The sequence below is a fragment of the Holzapfeliella sp. JNUCC 72 genome (assembly GCF_053668685.1).
Window position 1 is genome coordinate 122742 of sequence record NZ_CM132220.1, and the last position, 15692, is coordinate 138433.

Annotated in this window: 17 protein-coding genes; 10 read left to right on the top strand and 7 right to left on the bottom strand. The window is 35.2% G+C overall.

Translation table 11 applies throughout. The features are described 5' to 3' along the window. Positions 1-2 precede the first annotated feature (2 nt). The gene (locus tag JNUCC72_RS00560) at positions 3-728 is read right to left on the bottom strand and encodes a gamma-glutamyl-gamma-aminobutyrate hydrolase family protein (protein ID WP_454143882.1); all 726 of its coding nucleotides are present in this window, start codon (positions 726-728) and stop codon (positions 3-5) included. A 192-nt stretch (positions 729-920) separates the two neighbouring features. Here JNUCC72_RS00560 and JNUCC72_RS00565 point away from each other — a divergent pair, with 192 nt between their 5' ends. The 4 genes from JNUCC72_RS00565 to JNUCC72_RS00580 all read left to right on the top strand — a co-directional run bounded on the left by JNUCC72_RS00565 (position 921) and on the right by JNUCC72_RS00580 (position 3029). Continuing rightward, positions 921-1604, top strand: a complete 684-nt coding sequence (locus JNUCC72_RS00565; RefSeq protein ID WP_454143884.1) for a hypothetical protein — start codon at positions 921-923, stop codon at positions 1602-1604. 91 nt (positions 1605-1695) lie between these two features. After that, positions 1696-2103 (top strand): hypothetical protein, encoded by a 408-nt coding sequence (locus tag JNUCC72_RS00570; protein WP_454143886.1) that lies wholly within the window; start codon positions 1696-1698, stop codon positions 2101-2103. Between the two features lie 5 nt (positions 2104-2108). After that, entirely contained in the window at positions 2109-2543 is a 435-nt protein-coding gene (locus JNUCC72_RS00575; RefSeq protein ID WP_454143888.1) for a hypothetical protein, read from the top strand. Between the two features lie 12 nt (positions 2544-2555). Beyond that, entirely contained in the window at positions 2556-3029 is a 474-nt protein-coding gene (locus JNUCC72_RS00580) for a YbaK/EbsC family protein (RefSeq protein ID WP_454143890.1), read from the top strand. Between the two features lie 32 nt (positions 3030-3061). On the opposite strand, the gene JNUCC72_RS00585 is transcribed toward JNUCC72_RS00580, so the two are convergent. Next, positions 3062-3529 carry a glutathione peroxidase gene (locus JNUCC72_RS00585; protein WP_454143892.1) on the bottom strand — a complete coding sequence of 156 codons (468 nt, stop codon included), beginning with the start codon at positions 3527-3529 and terminating at the stop codon, positions 3062-3064. Between the two features lie 152 nt (positions 3530-3681). On the opposite strand from JNUCC72_RS00585, the gene JNUCC72_RS00590 reads away from it, so the two are divergent. Further along, on the top strand, positions 3682-4143 hold the full coding sequence (locus JNUCC72_RS00590; RefSeq protein WP_454143894.1) for a DUF2798 domain-containing protein: 462 nt from the start codon (positions 3682-3684) through the stop codon (positions 4141-4143). Positions 4144-4149: 6 nt separating this feature from the next. On the opposite strand, the gene JNUCC72_RS00595 is transcribed toward JNUCC72_RS00590, so the two are convergent. Both JNUCC72_RS00595 and pepF read right to left on the bottom strand, forming a co-directional pair. Continuing rightward, the gene (locus tag JNUCC72_RS00595; protein ID WP_454143896.1) at positions 4150-4368 is read right to left on the bottom strand and encodes a hypothetical protein; all 219 of its coding nucleotides are present in this window, start codon (positions 4366-4368) and stop codon (positions 4150-4152) included. A gap of 2 nt (positions 4369-4370) precedes the next feature. Then, the gene (gene pepF / locus JNUCC72_RS00600) at positions 4371-6185 is read right to left on the bottom strand and encodes an oligoendopeptidase F (protein WP_454143898.1); all 1815 of its coding nucleotides are present in this window, start codon (positions 6183-6185) and stop codon (positions 4371-4373) included. A gap of 153 nt (positions 6186-6338) precedes the next feature. On the opposite strand from pepF, the gene JNUCC72_RS00605 reads away from it, so the two are divergent. Beyond that, the gene (locus JNUCC72_RS00605; protein ID WP_454143900.1) at positions 6339-7463 is read left to right on the top strand and encodes an LCP family glycopolymer transferase; all 1125 of its coding nucleotides are present in this window, start codon (positions 6339-6341) and stop codon (positions 7461-7463) included. A gap of 50 nt (positions 7464-7513) precedes the next feature. On the opposite strand, the gene JNUCC72_RS00610 is transcribed toward JNUCC72_RS00605, so the two are convergent. Then, positions 7514-8131 carry a hydrolase gene (locus JNUCC72_RS00610; protein WP_454143902.1) on the bottom strand — a complete coding sequence of 206 codons (618 nt, stop codon included), beginning with the start codon at positions 8129-8131 and terminating at the stop codon, positions 7514-7516. 189 nt (positions 8132-8320) lie between these two features. On the opposite strand from JNUCC72_RS00610, the gene JNUCC72_RS00615 reads away from it, so the two are divergent. The 3 genes from JNUCC72_RS00615 to JNUCC72_RS00625 are packed head-to-tail and all read left to right on the top strand — an operon-like array spanning position 8321 to position 11508. Beyond that, positions 8321-8686 carry a hypothetical protein gene (locus JNUCC72_RS00615; protein ID WP_454143904.1) on the top strand — a complete coding sequence of 122 codons (366 nt, stop codon included), beginning with the start codon at positions 8321-8323 and terminating at the stop codon, positions 8684-8686. Further along, positions 8686-10233, top strand: coding sequence for an ABC-F family ATP-binding cassette domain-containing protein (locus JNUCC72_RS00620; RefSeq protein WP_454143906.1), 1548 nt, complete (start codon positions 8686-8688; stop codon positions 10231-10233). The genes JNUCC72_RS00615 and JNUCC72_RS00620 overlap by 1 nt, the downstream gene beginning before the upstream one ends. 15 nt (positions 10234-10248) lie before the next feature. Then, entirely contained in the window at positions 10249-11508 is a 1260-nt protein-coding gene (locus tag JNUCC72_RS00625) for a threonine/serine exporter family protein (RefSeq protein WP_454143908.1), read from the top strand. A gap of 43 nt (positions 11509-11551) precedes the next feature. On the opposite strand, the gene JNUCC72_RS00630 is transcribed toward JNUCC72_RS00625, so the two are convergent. Together JNUCC72_RS00630 and JNUCC72_RS00635 are read right to left on the bottom strand one after the other, a co-directional pair. Then, entirely contained in the window at positions 11552-13336 is a 1785-nt protein-coding gene (locus JNUCC72_RS00630; RefSeq protein WP_454143910.1) for an ABC transporter ATP-binding protein, read from the bottom strand. A gap of 18 nt (positions 13337-13354) precedes the next feature. Continuing rightward, positions 13355-15067 (bottom strand): ABC transporter ATP-binding protein, encoded by a 1713-nt coding sequence (locus tag JNUCC72_RS00635; RefSeq protein WP_454143912.1) that lies wholly within the window; start codon positions 15065-15067, stop codon positions 13355-13357. Positions 15068-15186: 119 nt separating this feature from the next. Here JNUCC72_RS00635 and JNUCC72_RS00640 point away from each other — a divergent pair, with 119 nt between their 5' ends. Continuing rightward, a complete protein-coding gene (locus tag JNUCC72_RS00640; RefSeq protein ID WP_454143914.1) occupies positions 15187-15687 on the top strand; it encodes a GNAT family N-acetyltransferase in 501 nt (166 codons plus the stop codon). Positions 15688-15692 lie beyond the last annotated feature (5 nt).

Genomic DNA, 15692 nt, shown 5'->3' on the forward strand with positions numbered 1-15692 from the left:
TCTTATTTTGTGTGATTAATTAGTGATTTGAACAAGTTGTTCATTAATTGAGATTTGCGATGTAGCATTTCAGGATGCCATTGGACTGCTAGTAAGAAAGGATGAGTTGGACTTTCAAATGCTTCAATAACACCATCGGGTGCTTTAGCAGATTCAACAAATGAATCTGCTAGTTGATTGATTACTTGATGATGGAATGAGTTAACAAGTGTTTCGTTTGTTTTCAAAATATCAAAAAGTTTTGAATCCTGTGCGATTTCAACAGTATGTGTTTCCATATCAGGATGCTTTTGTTGGTTGTGTTTAAGACTTTCGCCTGAACGATAAGACAGGTCTTGATGTAAAGAACCGCCGTGAAAAACGTTCATGATTTGAGCACCACGACAGATGCCGAGTACTGGAATTTGTTTTTCTTCAGCATATTTAAGTAGTGCAAAATCAAATTCATCACGTTCCGGACTGATTTCTCCTAATTTAGATTGGGGTTCTTCATTATAGAAGCGTGGTGAAACATCATGTCCACCAGACAAAATCAAAGCATCAACAGCTTCAATTTGTTTTTTAATCACGGACATGTCGCTAGTCAAAGGTATGATAAAAGGAATTCCGCCATTATCACTAACTGAAGTGACGTAATCTTCATTAACGTAACTGCGTCTATAACCTGGAAAAGGTGCCCCTTCATCAGTAATAAAACTTCCCGAAATACCAATAATTGGTTGTGTCATAAAAATCCTCCTAATAGTAAAAGTATAACAATTACCTCAATAATAAGTGTTATACTTACTTTTTGCTAGCCAAATTAACAAAAGAATCAAATTTATGTATAATAAAATTGCGTTAACGCTAATTATTAGATAAAGTAGTATAGTAAAATATTAAGTTAAGACTTAGTGTTGGCTTTTTTGGGGGAGATATGGATGAATAAAAAAAGGGGAATCGCACTGATTATTTTTAGTGTGCTATTATTAATTGGTGTGTATTTTGTGATGCCGGGGACATTTTCGTCCAGCGAAAATAGCCAAAACAAATCTAGTGATATTATTCAAGGTAGTTATGCTGCAAGCAAAACACAAATGTCTTGGATGGTCTCTTACTATTACTATCCTAAAAATTTCCAAGAGCTTATTCAAAGTGGTCACTTAGTTTATAGTGGTAAAGTAGTGGGCGTTCAGCCAGCACCATATGATAACTATCCAATGACTCTTGCAAAAGTTAAAGTCGATAAGGTTATTCGTGGAGACAGTGACTTACGAGGCCAAACGATTAATGTTTTATTTGCGGGTGGCGATATTAAAGAAACGGATTTCAAGAGCATTATGAATGACTCTCCTATAGCACCTTCAAATAAAACGATTACAGTCGAATATAGTGGGACAAAATTACCAGAAGTTGGCGATCAAATTGCCGGTATTATGAATAAGGCAACGGCCGGGACTAACGGTATTAAGGACGAATTCTGGATGTTTGTAGCCCCCGGGAGTGTTTTCTTTAAAGAAGATGACAACATATATAAACGTCCTAAAGGATTCAAGAGCCCTGATAACAATGACCAAAATATTAATGAATCTCTAACCAAATTAATTGAAGAAACAAAAGACTAGCGGTTATACAAGTTAGTCTTTTTTTAGTATATAAACGCCGTAATACGTTAAAAAGTATGTTACGATAAGAAAAATAAGGAGGATTTTAAGTATGAAAACATATCGTTCAACAGCTTGGGTGCTGTTATTTAATGCTATTGTTAATATTTTGCTAGTGACACCACTAGTTTCAAATACGGTTTCATTAAAGGGGGTTACAGACGTCATTTTAGTTGTTGCTGCAGCCTTTGTTTTGTATCAGAGTTACAAACATTACAAATTACGTACAATTAACGTGAGTTCAGTATTGTTAATAATTAGTGCTGTGATTAGTTGGGGTAACATCTACATTGTGACGCCTAGATTACCAACTGAAAATAATGCGTTAAGCTTATTGCAATCACAAGATGCTAGTTTAGTACTTATTTTAGGAACTATTGTAGGCGTTTTGAGAATTGTTGCAATAGTTTTTGCGTTCATTGAGTATCATAAAGTAATGAAAATTGAAGAAGAGGAATAGTAATTTTGACTAAACAAAACAGCAATTTATCTAACTTTGTGTTAATTAATGCTATTTTAGGATTAGTTTTTTTACTATTGCCAGGGTGGTTAATGGTTTTTGCAGCAGTTATCATCATTCTTATGAGCTTGGTATTGCTTGATTCTGAATCAAGTAATCCAAAAGTCAAGAACTGGATTTCTATCTTGATGGTAATAGGTGTAGTAATTGTTGCTGGTGCAACACTATATGCCATGATGAATGCTGACAAAACATTACCGTCATCATTTACGATTTATGGGTCACAGAATCCATTTGATTCTAATCCATTTATGCAACAAGCAACGACAATCAAAAATATTCAAGCAGCAAATTCAATTGCGCTAATTGGAAGAATTGTAACGCTGACTGCATCAATTCTTTACTTTATTAATTATTATTCACTAAAAATAGCTAAATAATAGGAGATAGCCATGTTACCCAATGATAGTGTGTTTGCGTTTTTGCATAAACATAAAGTCGATTATCAACTTATTAATCATCCAGCAATCGAAAAAGTTAAAGAAGCGGATTTTGCTATTCCAGGATTAACTGTTAAAAACTTACTACTAAAAACGCAAAATAATCATTATTATTTGCTGGTTATTGCCGGTGATAAAAGAGCTGACTTGAAGTCAATTGCGACTCAACTTAGCGAAAAAAGATTGTCATTTGCTAGTCCGGAATTGATGAAATCATTGATGAAATTAACACAAGGAACTGTTAGTCCATTTGGGTTGTTGAATGATGAAAATCATCAAGTTCAAGTCGTTGTTGATGAAAGCCTTAATCAAAATCAATTACTGGGGTTTCATCCTAATGTTAATCATCAGACCATAATGGTGAGCTTCTCTGACTTTATTAATTTAATTGAAGCAATGGGTAATCAATATCGATTAATCAAATAAAAAAGAAGATGACAGGTTTGTCATCTTCTTTTTTATTCTAAAGCTTTTAAAATTTCATCTTCCATTTTTTTAGGAGAAGTCATTGGAGCATAGCGATGAATTAATTCGCCATCTTTGCCGATTAAAAACTTAGTAAAATTCCATTTAATAGCACCCTTACCAGACTTATCTTTTAAAAATTTAATTAAAGGATGTGCATCATCGCCATTTAATTTGACTTTTTTAGTCATCGGGAAGGTAACCCCATAATGACGTTGGCAATAGTCCGATGTTTCTTGATCATCTTTGAGTTCTTGATGAAATTGATTAGAAGGTAAGCCAATAACAGCAAACCCTTTGTCTTTATAGTCTTGATAAAATTGTTCAATGGTTTCAAGTTGTGGTGCTAGCCCACATTTACTAGCAGTATTAACAATTAAAAGAACTTTGTCTTTATAATCTGATAAATTAATTGTTTCGCCACTCATTTCAGTTAAAGAAAAATCATAAATTGTTGTCATATTTGAAACATCCTTTCTGATTCATAGGTGGCTCTTATTGTAATCCTGGCAGTCTTTTTTGTATAGTCAAAAATTTCAAAAAAAAACTTACGAGCAAAATTTTATTATGCTATTGTAATCTCTAGTGAGTTTAAAACAGAGGAGAGAGTTTAATGCCAAGAAATCACAAAGAAGAATTAATTTTTGGAACAATCATGTGCGGTTTGATGGTTTTAGGAATGAGTGCCTATAATTTAACCATCCATAATGCATTTGCAATTGACAGAGTGTTGATCGGATTTATTCCAGGATTCATTGTCGCTTTTATATTAGACAATTTTATAGTTGGAATTTTAGCTAAAAAAATCACATTTAAACTACCAATAAACTTAGGTAAAAAATGGCAAGTGATTATCACTTTATCATTTTTCATGGTTTTTGGAATGGTGACCTTGATGTCTATTTATGGATTAGTTGCCCAAGGACAATTACATGGTGACATCTTACCTAAATACTTTAGAGCATGGGGCTTTAATTTTATTATGGCATTGCCATTACAATTAATTATTGTTGGCCCAATTTCACGTTACTTTTTACAAAAAATTCAGAACAACGCAGACGCAAAAAAAGCTTAGATAAGATTATCTAAGCTTTTTTGCTACAAATGAAATCAAGTAAAACGATACGACAATAAATAATGTTAACAAAATTGTTTTTAGGGTTAAATTTTGTGGAATCATAATCAAACGATAGCAAACAACGGCGATGAATCCAATTGGAATAATGTGTTGTAGTAATCGATGATCAATTCTGCCAGTTATAAATTGTAGAATCACAAGCAATGCAAAAATGAAAAACATTTTTAGAAGCCTTCCTCAATTAATTGTTCAAGTTCGGTTAAACGTTCTTCAAAAATAGCAAATGCTTTCTTCAAGTAGTCTGGTTTGGTCATATCCACACCCGCTTTTTTCATAGTTTCAATTGGGTAATCTGAACTACCAGATTTTAAGTAATTTAAGTAGTTTTCAATCGCTTTTGGCTCTTGCTTCATGATGCCTTCTGAAAGTGTTGAAGCTGCTGCAAATCCAGTTGCATATTGATAAACATAGTAGTTCATATAGAAGTGCGGAATACGAGACCATTCTAGTGCGATTTCTGGATCACGAGCAACATCTGGTCCGTAGTAGTGAGCGTTTAATTCACCATAGTAATCACTTAATAAATCAGATGTTAGAGCTTGACCTGCTTGGTCTTGTTGGTGAATAAAGTGTTCGAATTCTGCAAACTGTGTTTGGCGGAAGACGGTACCTTTGAAGCCATCAAGATAATGATTCAATAGGAATGCACGTGCCTTTTTATCCGTAACTTGTTGTAGTAAGTATTCTGTTAATAAGTTTTCATTAGTTGTTGAGGCAATTTCAGCAATAAAAATTGGGTAATCGCCGTAAACGTAAGGTTGATTGTGACGAGTGTACCAACTATGCATGGAGTGTCCGGTTTCGTGAACCAAAGTATACAAGTTATCTAAGTTATCTTGCCAGTTTAGCAATTGGTAAGGAGGTGTATCATAAGCCCCACCTGAATAAGCTCCTGAACGTTTGCCTTTGTTTTCAACAACATCGATATAGCGATTGTTGAAGATTTCATCAACGTGTTCAAGATAATCATCACCTAGAACGCTAAGCGCTTTTTTAGCTTCTGCTTTGGCACTTTCATAGTCGTATGATAGTTGAGGTTCACCAATTAGTGAAACATACATATCGTACATGTGAAGTTCATCTACATCGAGTAAATCCTTACGAAGTTTAACATAGCGATGTAATAGTGGTAGGTGATTATTAACCTCTTCAACTAATGTTTCATAAACTTGTGTTGGGATATGGGTGTGTGATAAAGCTGCTTCACGTGCATCTTTATAGTGGTGTGTTTGTGCTAAGTAGTTATGACGTTTGACTTCACCTGATAGCGTTTGAGCTAGTGTGTTTTGGAATTGACCATAGGCTTGGTAAAGTCCTTCAAATGCACCTTGACGAATATCTTGGTGAACAGATTCAAGTAGACGGCTGTAAAGGCCATTTGATAGTTGAACCATATAACCATCTTCGTCTTCGACAAATGGATATTCCATATCAGAGTTTGTTAAAACGTTGAATGTGCTAGCTGAAGCACCAAAAGCATCACCTGCAGCCGCAATAAGTTGTTCTTGTTTAGCATCTAGTGTATGTTCTTTTTCATTACGGGCTTCTTCTAAGAAGTGATCATAATGTTTAAGTTCTGCATTGTCTTCGTAAAATTGTGCTAATTCTTCATCAGATAATTGAATTAAAGTTGGCACTAAAAAGGCAGTTGCTGCACTAACTTTAGCAGCTAATGAGCCAGCTTTAGCATCAAAAGCTAAGTATTTCGCATTATTAGTATCTACGTCGCTGTTCATGCTAGCGTAAACATAAATTTTTTCAAGTTTACGCCAGGTTGATAAAATTTCTGTAATGCCATGTAATAAGTTATCAGCTGAACTGATTAAAGTGTCTTGTAAAGCTTCGATTTTTGGAATTTCAGCCTCAACTTCTGCAAATGCTTTTTCAAAATCATCATCTGTTTTGAAAACAAGTGATAAATCCCAAGTGAGTTCTTTAGGGACATCTTGTCGTTTTGGTAAATGTGATGCGTCGCTCATAGTAAATCCTCCTATTGTATTAGTAAGAATAGGGTACCACATATTCATTTAAATTTAATCTAAAAACTAAAAGATTGATAAATATCAGTAAAATCAATGCATTTAGCGTTAATTTTAGATAGAATAAATAGGGAAAATAGGGAGGTTTATCTAATGAGAGATGATTATCAACGTAACGAGAGTTTAAAACGTACAAAGAAAACTAGAAAAAAGACAAAAATCACTCACATTCTAGCTTTAGTGCTAGTTTTAGTGATTGTACTTTCAGGTGCTAGTTTTGCTAAAGTTTATTTGCATGCAAAAAGCGCAATTAACCAAACCTACCATCCTGTTGATAATAAACAAACAACAGCTATTGAAGAACAAAAACCAATTTCAATTTTACTTTTAGGAACGGATACAGGTGCATTTGATCGTGGGGACGACCGCGGAAATTCAGATACTTTGATTTTAGCGACCTTAAATCCTAAGACAAATAAGACAACATTAACGTCGGTACCACGAGATATGTTGACGGAAATACAAGATGATAGTACAGGGATGCAAAAAGTGAACTCTGCTTACAATATTGGTGGCTCAAGCCTATCAATGAAAACCATTTCTTCATTAGTTAATGTTCCTATTGATTACTATGTCACGGTTAATATGGGGGCACTCGAAAATATTGTCGATGCTATTGGCGGTGTTGAAGTTGACGTCCCATTTGCTTTTTATTATGGTTGGACACAGTTTGAAAAAGGTCCTCGAACACTGACTGGGCACGGGGCGTTAGACTATACTAGAATGCGTTATGATGATCCTGAAGGGGATTATGGTAGACAAAAACGTCAAAGACAAGTGATTGAAGCGATTGCTAAAAAAGCGCTATCACTAGAATCAGTTAGCAATTTTGAATCCATCTTCAACGTTATCAAGTCCAATATGCAAACCAATTTAAGTTTTGATAACATGGTGGGATTATTCAATAATTATCGTCATGCAGCACAATCTATCAGCTCTGACTATATCCACGGAAAAGATGCTTGGCTTGCTGGCGGTTCCTATCAATTGGCTTCAACTGACGAGTTACAACGAATTTCAAATGCACTTCGTCAAAATCTGGAATTACCACAAGAAACAGTAGATAATACTGAAACAAAGCAAAATCAATTGAACAAGCAAGTTGATTGGAAAGATTTAGATGCTGAATATAATTACACCATTTATTCTGATGAAAAGTTGAAGAGTTTACCTAAAGCCACTCAACAACAATCTTCTTCTCAATCAAGTAGCAATTAATTTTTGAGACAAAATAAAAAAAGACTGGAATTTATCCAGTCTTTTTTAAATTAAGAAACAACTTCTACTGTCGCGTATAAAATACCGGCAGAAGGAATTTGACTATTTGGCATTGCAACATCAAGTTGACGTGGGTTTGAATAAGCAAATGTACCTGTATCATTCACTGTTCGATACCAAACTGTTCCATCAGATAATGTGATTTTCAGTTTAGTTCCCTTAGGAAAAACAGATAGGTTAGCAGCAACACCGCTGTACCCCATGTTTGAACCTAAAACAGCAGGATCATAAAAACTCAATTTAAATGTACCTTGATTTGAGGTTTGTTCGGCAGCTTGGGAAACAGCCGCTTGAGCCTGAGCTTGTGCAGCAGCTTCTTGCTGACGTTGTTGTTCTTGTAATTGAGCTTGTTTTTCAGCTTCCAAACGTTCTTGCTCTTTAATCTGAGCTTGGCGTTGTTGTTCAGCTAATACATTAGCTTTAAAGGTTTCTTTTTGTTGTTCAACTTGCTGATTATCATAATCAATGATAATTTGTTTAGCGTGAGTCAATTCGCTCACAACTTTTTGGTCAACGACATAAGTTTGTGGTTGGCTCGTTGCAAATACAGTTGTTAGACGGCTGCCTAATCCAATAATTAATAATGTTGTTAGTGTTGTTAATGTCATAATGATTGATTTTTTATTGTTAAAAATAATAATCTCTCCTTTATTTAGCAATCGGATATTTAATAATGATTATTATACGTTATCATTATTGCGTACAAATGATGATAACGTTACAAAATGCGTTATAATTGTTACATCGAAACAATTCTGTAACATAACGACGCTATCAATTAGAAAAGAGGAATAAAAATGAAAACAAAAACTTATTTTCCTATTATAATGGGTGGTATTGCTGCCGTTATAACGTTTATAATGGGGTTATATCTTGCTTACAAAAACTTCAACTTATCTGCAGAGATTTCATTAGTCATTGCAGTTGTGTTGGCAATTTTGATGTTTAGTTTAACTTATATGAGAGCTCAGGCCTCTTTGAAAATTAAACAAATTGTCTTAAAATATGGGCTAACGGCTGAAGAATTAGCCCAAATTACTGGCAGACGTGAACGTGATTTTCCAATCACAAATGGTAAACTACAATTGATTGTGCCTTATCGTTACTGGGCACAAATTTTGACAAAATTAAAAGAATACGAAAGAGAGCATCCAACTAATTAATGGCAGTTTTAACAATAAACAACTTATCACACACTTTTATCGATAAAGAGATTTATCGTGACACGAATTTACAATTAAATAAAGAAGACCATTTAGGTATTACAGGTCAAAATGGTGTCGGAAAAAGTACACTAATCAAAATTTTGACAGGTGAAATGACACCAGACGAAGGTGCTATTACATGGCAAAAGAACTTGCATATCGGTTATTTAGACCAATACGCTAACTTGAAACCTGGGCAAAGTGTCCGTCAATTCTTGCGTACAGCTTTTGATTGGCTTTATGAACAAGAAGAAAAGATGCAAGGGTTATATGAAAAATATGCAACAGAAATGGATGATGACTACCTAGAAAAAGCAGGTAAAATCCAGACTTTACTAGAAGAACGCGGTTTTTATGACATTGATACAAAAATCGAAGTGGTAGCTAGTGGTCTTGGAATTGATGCGATTGGGTACGAGCATGATGTTAGCCAACTATCAGGTGGACAACGTTCTAAACTGATTTTAGCTAAGCTATTGCTTGAACATCCTGATGTTTTATTACTTGATGAGCCAACTAACTATTTGGATACCAACCATATTGATTGGTTATCTGACTTCTTGAACAACTTTGCTGGCGCATTTATTGTGGTTAGTCACGATCAAGAATTTTTAGATAAAATTACTAATGTGATTGCTGATATCGAATTTGGTAAAATCACAAAATATACAGGTAGCTTAGAACAAGCAATGAAACAAAAAGAAGCTAACCAAATTACGTATATGAAAGCTTACGAAAACCAACAAAAACATATCGAAAAAACTGAAGCCTACATTCGTAAATTTAAAGCAGGTTCTCGTTCTAAAAGTGCACAAAGTCGTCAAAAACAATTGAATCGCTTAGATCGAATGACACCGCCTAAATTTAACAAGCAAGCTAATTTAGAGTTCGATTACCAACCAATTGCAGCTCGTATTTTAGTTAACGCTAATAACCTAAAAATCGGTTACGATGGCAAGGCTTTAGTAGAACATCCTTTCAACTTTTCAGTTGCAAACGGTGAAATCGTCGCAATTAAAGGGTTCAATGGGATTGGTAAATCGACATTACTAAAAACATTGCTTAATATCATTCCAAAAGTTGAAGGTGATATCGAATTAGCTCATAATGTCAAAATCAACTATTTTGAACAAACACTAAAATGGGCTAATAAAAAAGATACACCACTTCAAATTTTACAAGCGCAATATCCAGATCAAGAATCCAAACACTTGCGTCAAATTTTAGCCCGTACAGGACTAACTGCACAACAAGTGATGTCTGAAGTTGGGACGCTTTCTGGTGGGGAACAAATGAAAGTTAAATTAGCTAGTTTGATGAATCAAACCAGTAACTTAATGTTCCTTGATGAGCCGACAAACCACTTGGATACAGCTACAAAAGGCGCACTAAGACGTGCAATTCAAGATTATGAGGGTGGCGTTATTATCGTGAGTCACGAGGCTGATTTCTTTGAAGGGGATTGGGTCGACAAGATTATCGATATTGAAGCAATGAACAAATAAAAGGAGTCTCATAAGATGAACAAACGCTATGTTGATATTGTTCTAAATACCTGTTTAATGGCGGGGAAAATTATGATTCAAAGTGGGTCAGAGATGTATCGTGTTGAAGACACGATTAACCATATTGCTAAAAATGCAGGTCTAAAAGATCCTGTTGTTTTCTCAACGCCAACTGGATTATTTGTTGGGGTTAATCATCATCCAATTGTTCAGTTAACGCAAGTTTATGTTCGAACAATCAATTTAGAAAAAGTTCATCGTGTGAATCGACTCTCTCGTGAGTTTGGTGCTAGAAAAATTACACTTAACGAGTTACACAAAGGCTTACATGATATTCATGAAAACACACCGTCGTTTTCACACTATTTAAAAGTCTTGTCAACGGCTTTACTAAGTGCAACGTTGATGGTACTTGCAGTTGGCCAATTTAATTTGGCAGAATTTTGCTTGGTCCCCGTTGCGGGAATGTTGGCATATTCGACTAATAATTTAGTTAATCGCTACACCAATATTAAGTTTCTATCACAGGTTATTGCCTCGATGGTTGTCGCGGTGTTTGCGATTTTAATGGTCCGGCTATCTTTGGCACAAAACATGGACGCATTAATCGTGGGAGGCGTTTTACCGCTAGTTCCAGGACTTGCTATTATGAACTCTCTACGTGACTTGTTCGCTGGACACTTGCTGACTGGGGTCGCTCGTGGAATGGAAGCTTTAATTACCGCTGGTGCAATTGGCGGTGGAGTTGCGACTGTTTTACGGTTTGCAGGTAACAATATGGGCACTTTATCCACAGCAGTTTACCTGTCTTTTGAACAACAAGTTTTTATCAACATTTTGTTTAGTTTCTTAGGAACTGTTGGGTTTGCGGTTGTGGTTGATGTTCCAGCCAAAGCACTACCTTATTGTGGCTTTTCTGGGATGTTAGGCTGGATGGTGTACTGGATTGGCACTAATTCAGGATCAGGGCATATGATGGCTTATCTGTTAGGGGCTTTTGCTGTAGGTATTTTAAGTATTGTTTTTGCAAGAACTAAAAAAATGCCAGTTATCATTTTTAATATTCCAGCTATTGTGCCACTAGTTCCAGGAGTGACGGCTTATCAAGCGATTAGGCAAGTAGCTATCGGCGGAATTGATGAGGCAATTCGTTTGAGTTTTACAGTGATGATTATTACAGCTGCAATTGCGGTTGGCTTTATGCTATCGCAAGTTTGTGGGCAGTTAACCTCACATATTCAACACAACTATTACGAGAAAAAATATCGACTATAATAAAAAAGCTGACGAAATATCGTCAGCTTTTTTTGTTTGCGATTTATTCAAAAACCATTTGGTTGTGATAAAGTTCAGCATAGAAACCATTTTCTTTAAGTAGTTCTTCGTGAGAACCTAACTCGATAATGTTACCGTTTCTAAGAACAGAAATTTTATGTGCGTTAAGAATTGTTTTCAAACGGTGAGCGATAACAAAACTTGTACGACCTTCAATTACGTTGTCCATAGCTGCTTGAATTTTAGCTTCAGTAACTGTATCAACGTTTGAGGTTGCTTCATCAAGAATCAAAATCTTAGGATTTGTGATGATTGTTCTGGCAATTGAAATCAATTGTTTTTGACCAGCAGAAAAGACGGAATTGTCATCACTAATCTTAGTTTCATAACCATTTTCAAGACTTTCGATAAAGTCATGGATATTGGCTTGTTTTGCCGCATCAACTACTTCTTCATGAGTAGCATTAGGTTTACCGAATTTGATATTGTCAGCGATAGTGCCTGAGAATAATTGTGGATCTTGAAGCACAATCCCAACGTTTTTACGAAGATTTTCAAGGTCCATCTCACGAATATCAACACCGTCAATCGTAATAGCACCTGAGTCAACATCATAAAAGCGGTTCATCAAGTTCATAACCGTTGTCTTACCAGAACCAGTTGGTCCAACTAAAGCGACCATTTCGCCACGTTTAGCTTCGATTGTGATACCGTGTAGCACTTCTTTACCTTCAACATAACTAAAGTGAACATCATCGATTTTAACGTTGTCTTTAACACCATCAAAAGTCTTACCGTTTTGTGGACGGACTTCATCAGGCTGTTCAAGCACTTCATTAATACGGCGTGCACCTGTAATAGCAAGTTGAATCATGTTGTAAAGGGAAGTCATGGTAATGATAGGTTGGTAGTATTGTGAAGCATATTGGGAGAAAGTCACAACTAGTCCAAGTGCAACAGCAACATCCATACCTTGGTTCAATACAAGCCAAGAACCTACGAAAATAACTAAAGCCGTGTTTAGAAGTGCAAAACCATTCATTAAAGGTTGTAAAACACTAGACCAGAATTGACCTTTGAATGATTTTGGACGAACTTCGTTATCATTGTAGTTTGTGAATTTAGCAATTGAATCTTTTTGAAGACCGTTTGTGATAATAACTTTTTGACCAGCAATTTGTTCATTAATATAACCATTCAAATCACCAATCGCATCTTGTTGTTGGTTAACGTATTTTTGAGCTTTCAAAATAACAACTGCAGCTAAAATAATAGCAACAGGTGTTGAAGCAACAGTTACCCAAGCAAGTGTTGTGTTTTTGGTGAACATAATCCAAATCATTCCGATATATAAAGCAACAGAAGAAAAGATTTCGAATAATGCTTGGTTCATCGCATTAAAAATATTATCCAAATCAGAGGTGTAAAGTGACAACATGTCACCATCAGAATGAGAATCAAAATAATTGATTTTCATTTTTTGCATTTTGCCAAACAATCCTGTTCTCATATTTCCGGCACCTCGACCAGAAACTTGAGAAATTAATAATGTACTTGCAAACATGGACACAGCATAACCAATGTAGAACAAAGTCATCATTAGTAATGCAGAATGAAAATCATTTAAACTGGCACTTGCACGAGTTTGCGGATTCATCCAGTGTTGTAAGTAATTGGTTAGGTTTGAAATGGCTTCTCCCATATAAAGTGGTGCATTAACTTGTAAATAAGTTGCCACAATAGTCAAAATTAAGACAAGTAACATAATCCACTTAAAAGATTTGAGATAATGCGTATAAAATTTTGCAGCACCTTTTATATCTTTCATAAAAGTTTGTCCTCCTCACTATTCGTCTTTTGCAATTTGTGTGTTGTAAATTTCTTGATAGTATTCGTTATTTTTAACTAGTTCTTCGTGAGTTCCGACACCTACGATTTTACCGTGGTCAAGAACTAGAATCTTGTTAGCGTTAATAATTGAAGAAATTTTTTCTGAGATAATAAAAGTTGTTGTACCTTTAAGATCCTTATCAAGTGCTTCTTGAACTTTCTTTTCAGATTGAGCATCCAAAGCACTGGTTGAATCATCTAGAATTAAAATTTCAGGATGTGAAATAACACCACGTGTAATAGATAGACGTTGTTTTTGTCCACCTGAGAAGTTAGCACTACGTTCTTCAACTTTAGCGTCATATTTGCCATCAAGTTTTTCGATAAATTCGGATGCTTGGGCAATATTTGCAGCCCATTTCATATCTTCTAAAGTGGCATTTTCGTTACCTTGACGTAAGTTTTCTGCAATTGTTCCAGAGAACAATGTTGAACGTTGTAGAACAAACGAAATTGCTTCTTGCAGTGATTTTTGGTTAACATCTTTGATGTTTTTACCACCAACTTTAACTACACCTTCTTGTGGATCATAAAGACGCGGAATCAATTGTGCAAGTGTTGATTTACCTGAACCAGTAGCCCCAACAATCCCAATTTGTTCACCGGGTTTAGCAGAGAAGCTAACATCTTTAATTGTAGGTTCATCATCACCAGGATAAGTGAATGACACGTGGTCAAACTCAACTGAACCATCTAATTTTTCAGGTGCAACATCTGGGAATTGCAAACCAGGTTTGGTTTCAAAAATTTCTTGAAGACGTTTTAATGAAACAAACGCACGTGAAGAAGTGGTTAGCATAAGTCCAGCAGTAATAATTGCAAATAAAATTTGCATTAAGTATTGTGTGAAAGCTGTAATAGAGGCTAATAAATCTGGGTTAGTGTTAACCATATCACCAATCAAGAAAATAGATGCCGCAACTGCTAAGTTACCAATTAAGAAAAATGAAGGCACGATAATTGAGAACAAGTTACCGATAACAATAGTTAAACCAGTCATTTCATCAGAAGATTTTTCAAAGTTTTTGTATTGACTATCTTCTTGAACAAAAGATTTAACCACACGCATACCCATTAAGTTTTCACGTGCTAAACGGTTATTATTTTCGATGTAAGTTTGAATCTTACCAAAGTATTTACCCATTTTAGTAAATGAAAAAGCACAGACCAAGACGATGGCAATCATCATCACGATAATCATCCACCATAATTGTGGCAGTGTGATAACTGACAAAACAAATGCCCCAATAAATAAGATGGGAACACGCATAATCTGTTGTAAGAAGTTCATGATAATCAGTTGCACTTGGTTAATATCGTTAGTCATACGAACAACCAAGTTAGCTGATGAAAGCTCTTCGATATTTGATAATGAAAAGCTTTGAATCTTACGGTAAGTTGCTTCACGCATATCCGCTGCGACGCCTTGAGCGACTTTAGCAGCAAAGTATGTATTGAAAACACCCGCAATGATTCCAACTAGTGCAAGTGCAACTAGCTGAGTCCCAAGGTTAACGATGTTAGAATTATCGTTAGCCATGATGGCACTAATCATATTTTGAAGTAAGTGGGGTTGCCAAAGTGTTGCAAAAGCAACTATGATGACACCGATACTTGAAAATAAGATATCTTTGTTATACCGTTTTAAAAAAGGTATTAAAGTCTTCATAAAAAGTTTCCTCCTAAATATTATTAATTTATGGGTTAATAAGTATATATAGAAGACTTTACCACTTATTTAAAATTATAAGCAAGTAATTTGTTGTAAGAAATACAGGGGGATTTTCAGTGGTGGATGTAAACTTTAGATTAGCAGAAAAAAGCGATTTACCTGAGGTTGTTAGAATTTATAATCAGGGTGTTTTAACATTAAAAGCAGCACCTGATGTTAACGTTGTGACAGTTGAAGAAAAAGTTGATTGGTTCAATCAGCATTTAGGAACGAACCATCCCTTATGGTTGATGGTGAATTCGTATGGCAATGTGATGGGATGGGTCAGTTTATCCAAAATGTATGATCGCATGGTTTATGACATTAGTGTCGAAATCAGTATTTATATAGATGAAGCTTTTCAAGGTAAAGGGTTAGCGACTCAAGCGATTGCCTTCAGCGAACAGCAAGCACGAAAATTAGGTTACCAAAATATTGTAGCGTTAATTTTTTCGCATAACGAAGCTAGCAAGCACTTATTTGAAAAAAACAAGTATGCTCACTATGGTCAATATCCAGATATTGCCACAATTAAAGATAAGATTGTAAGTGTAGATATTTATGGTAAGAAAATTTGAAAAGT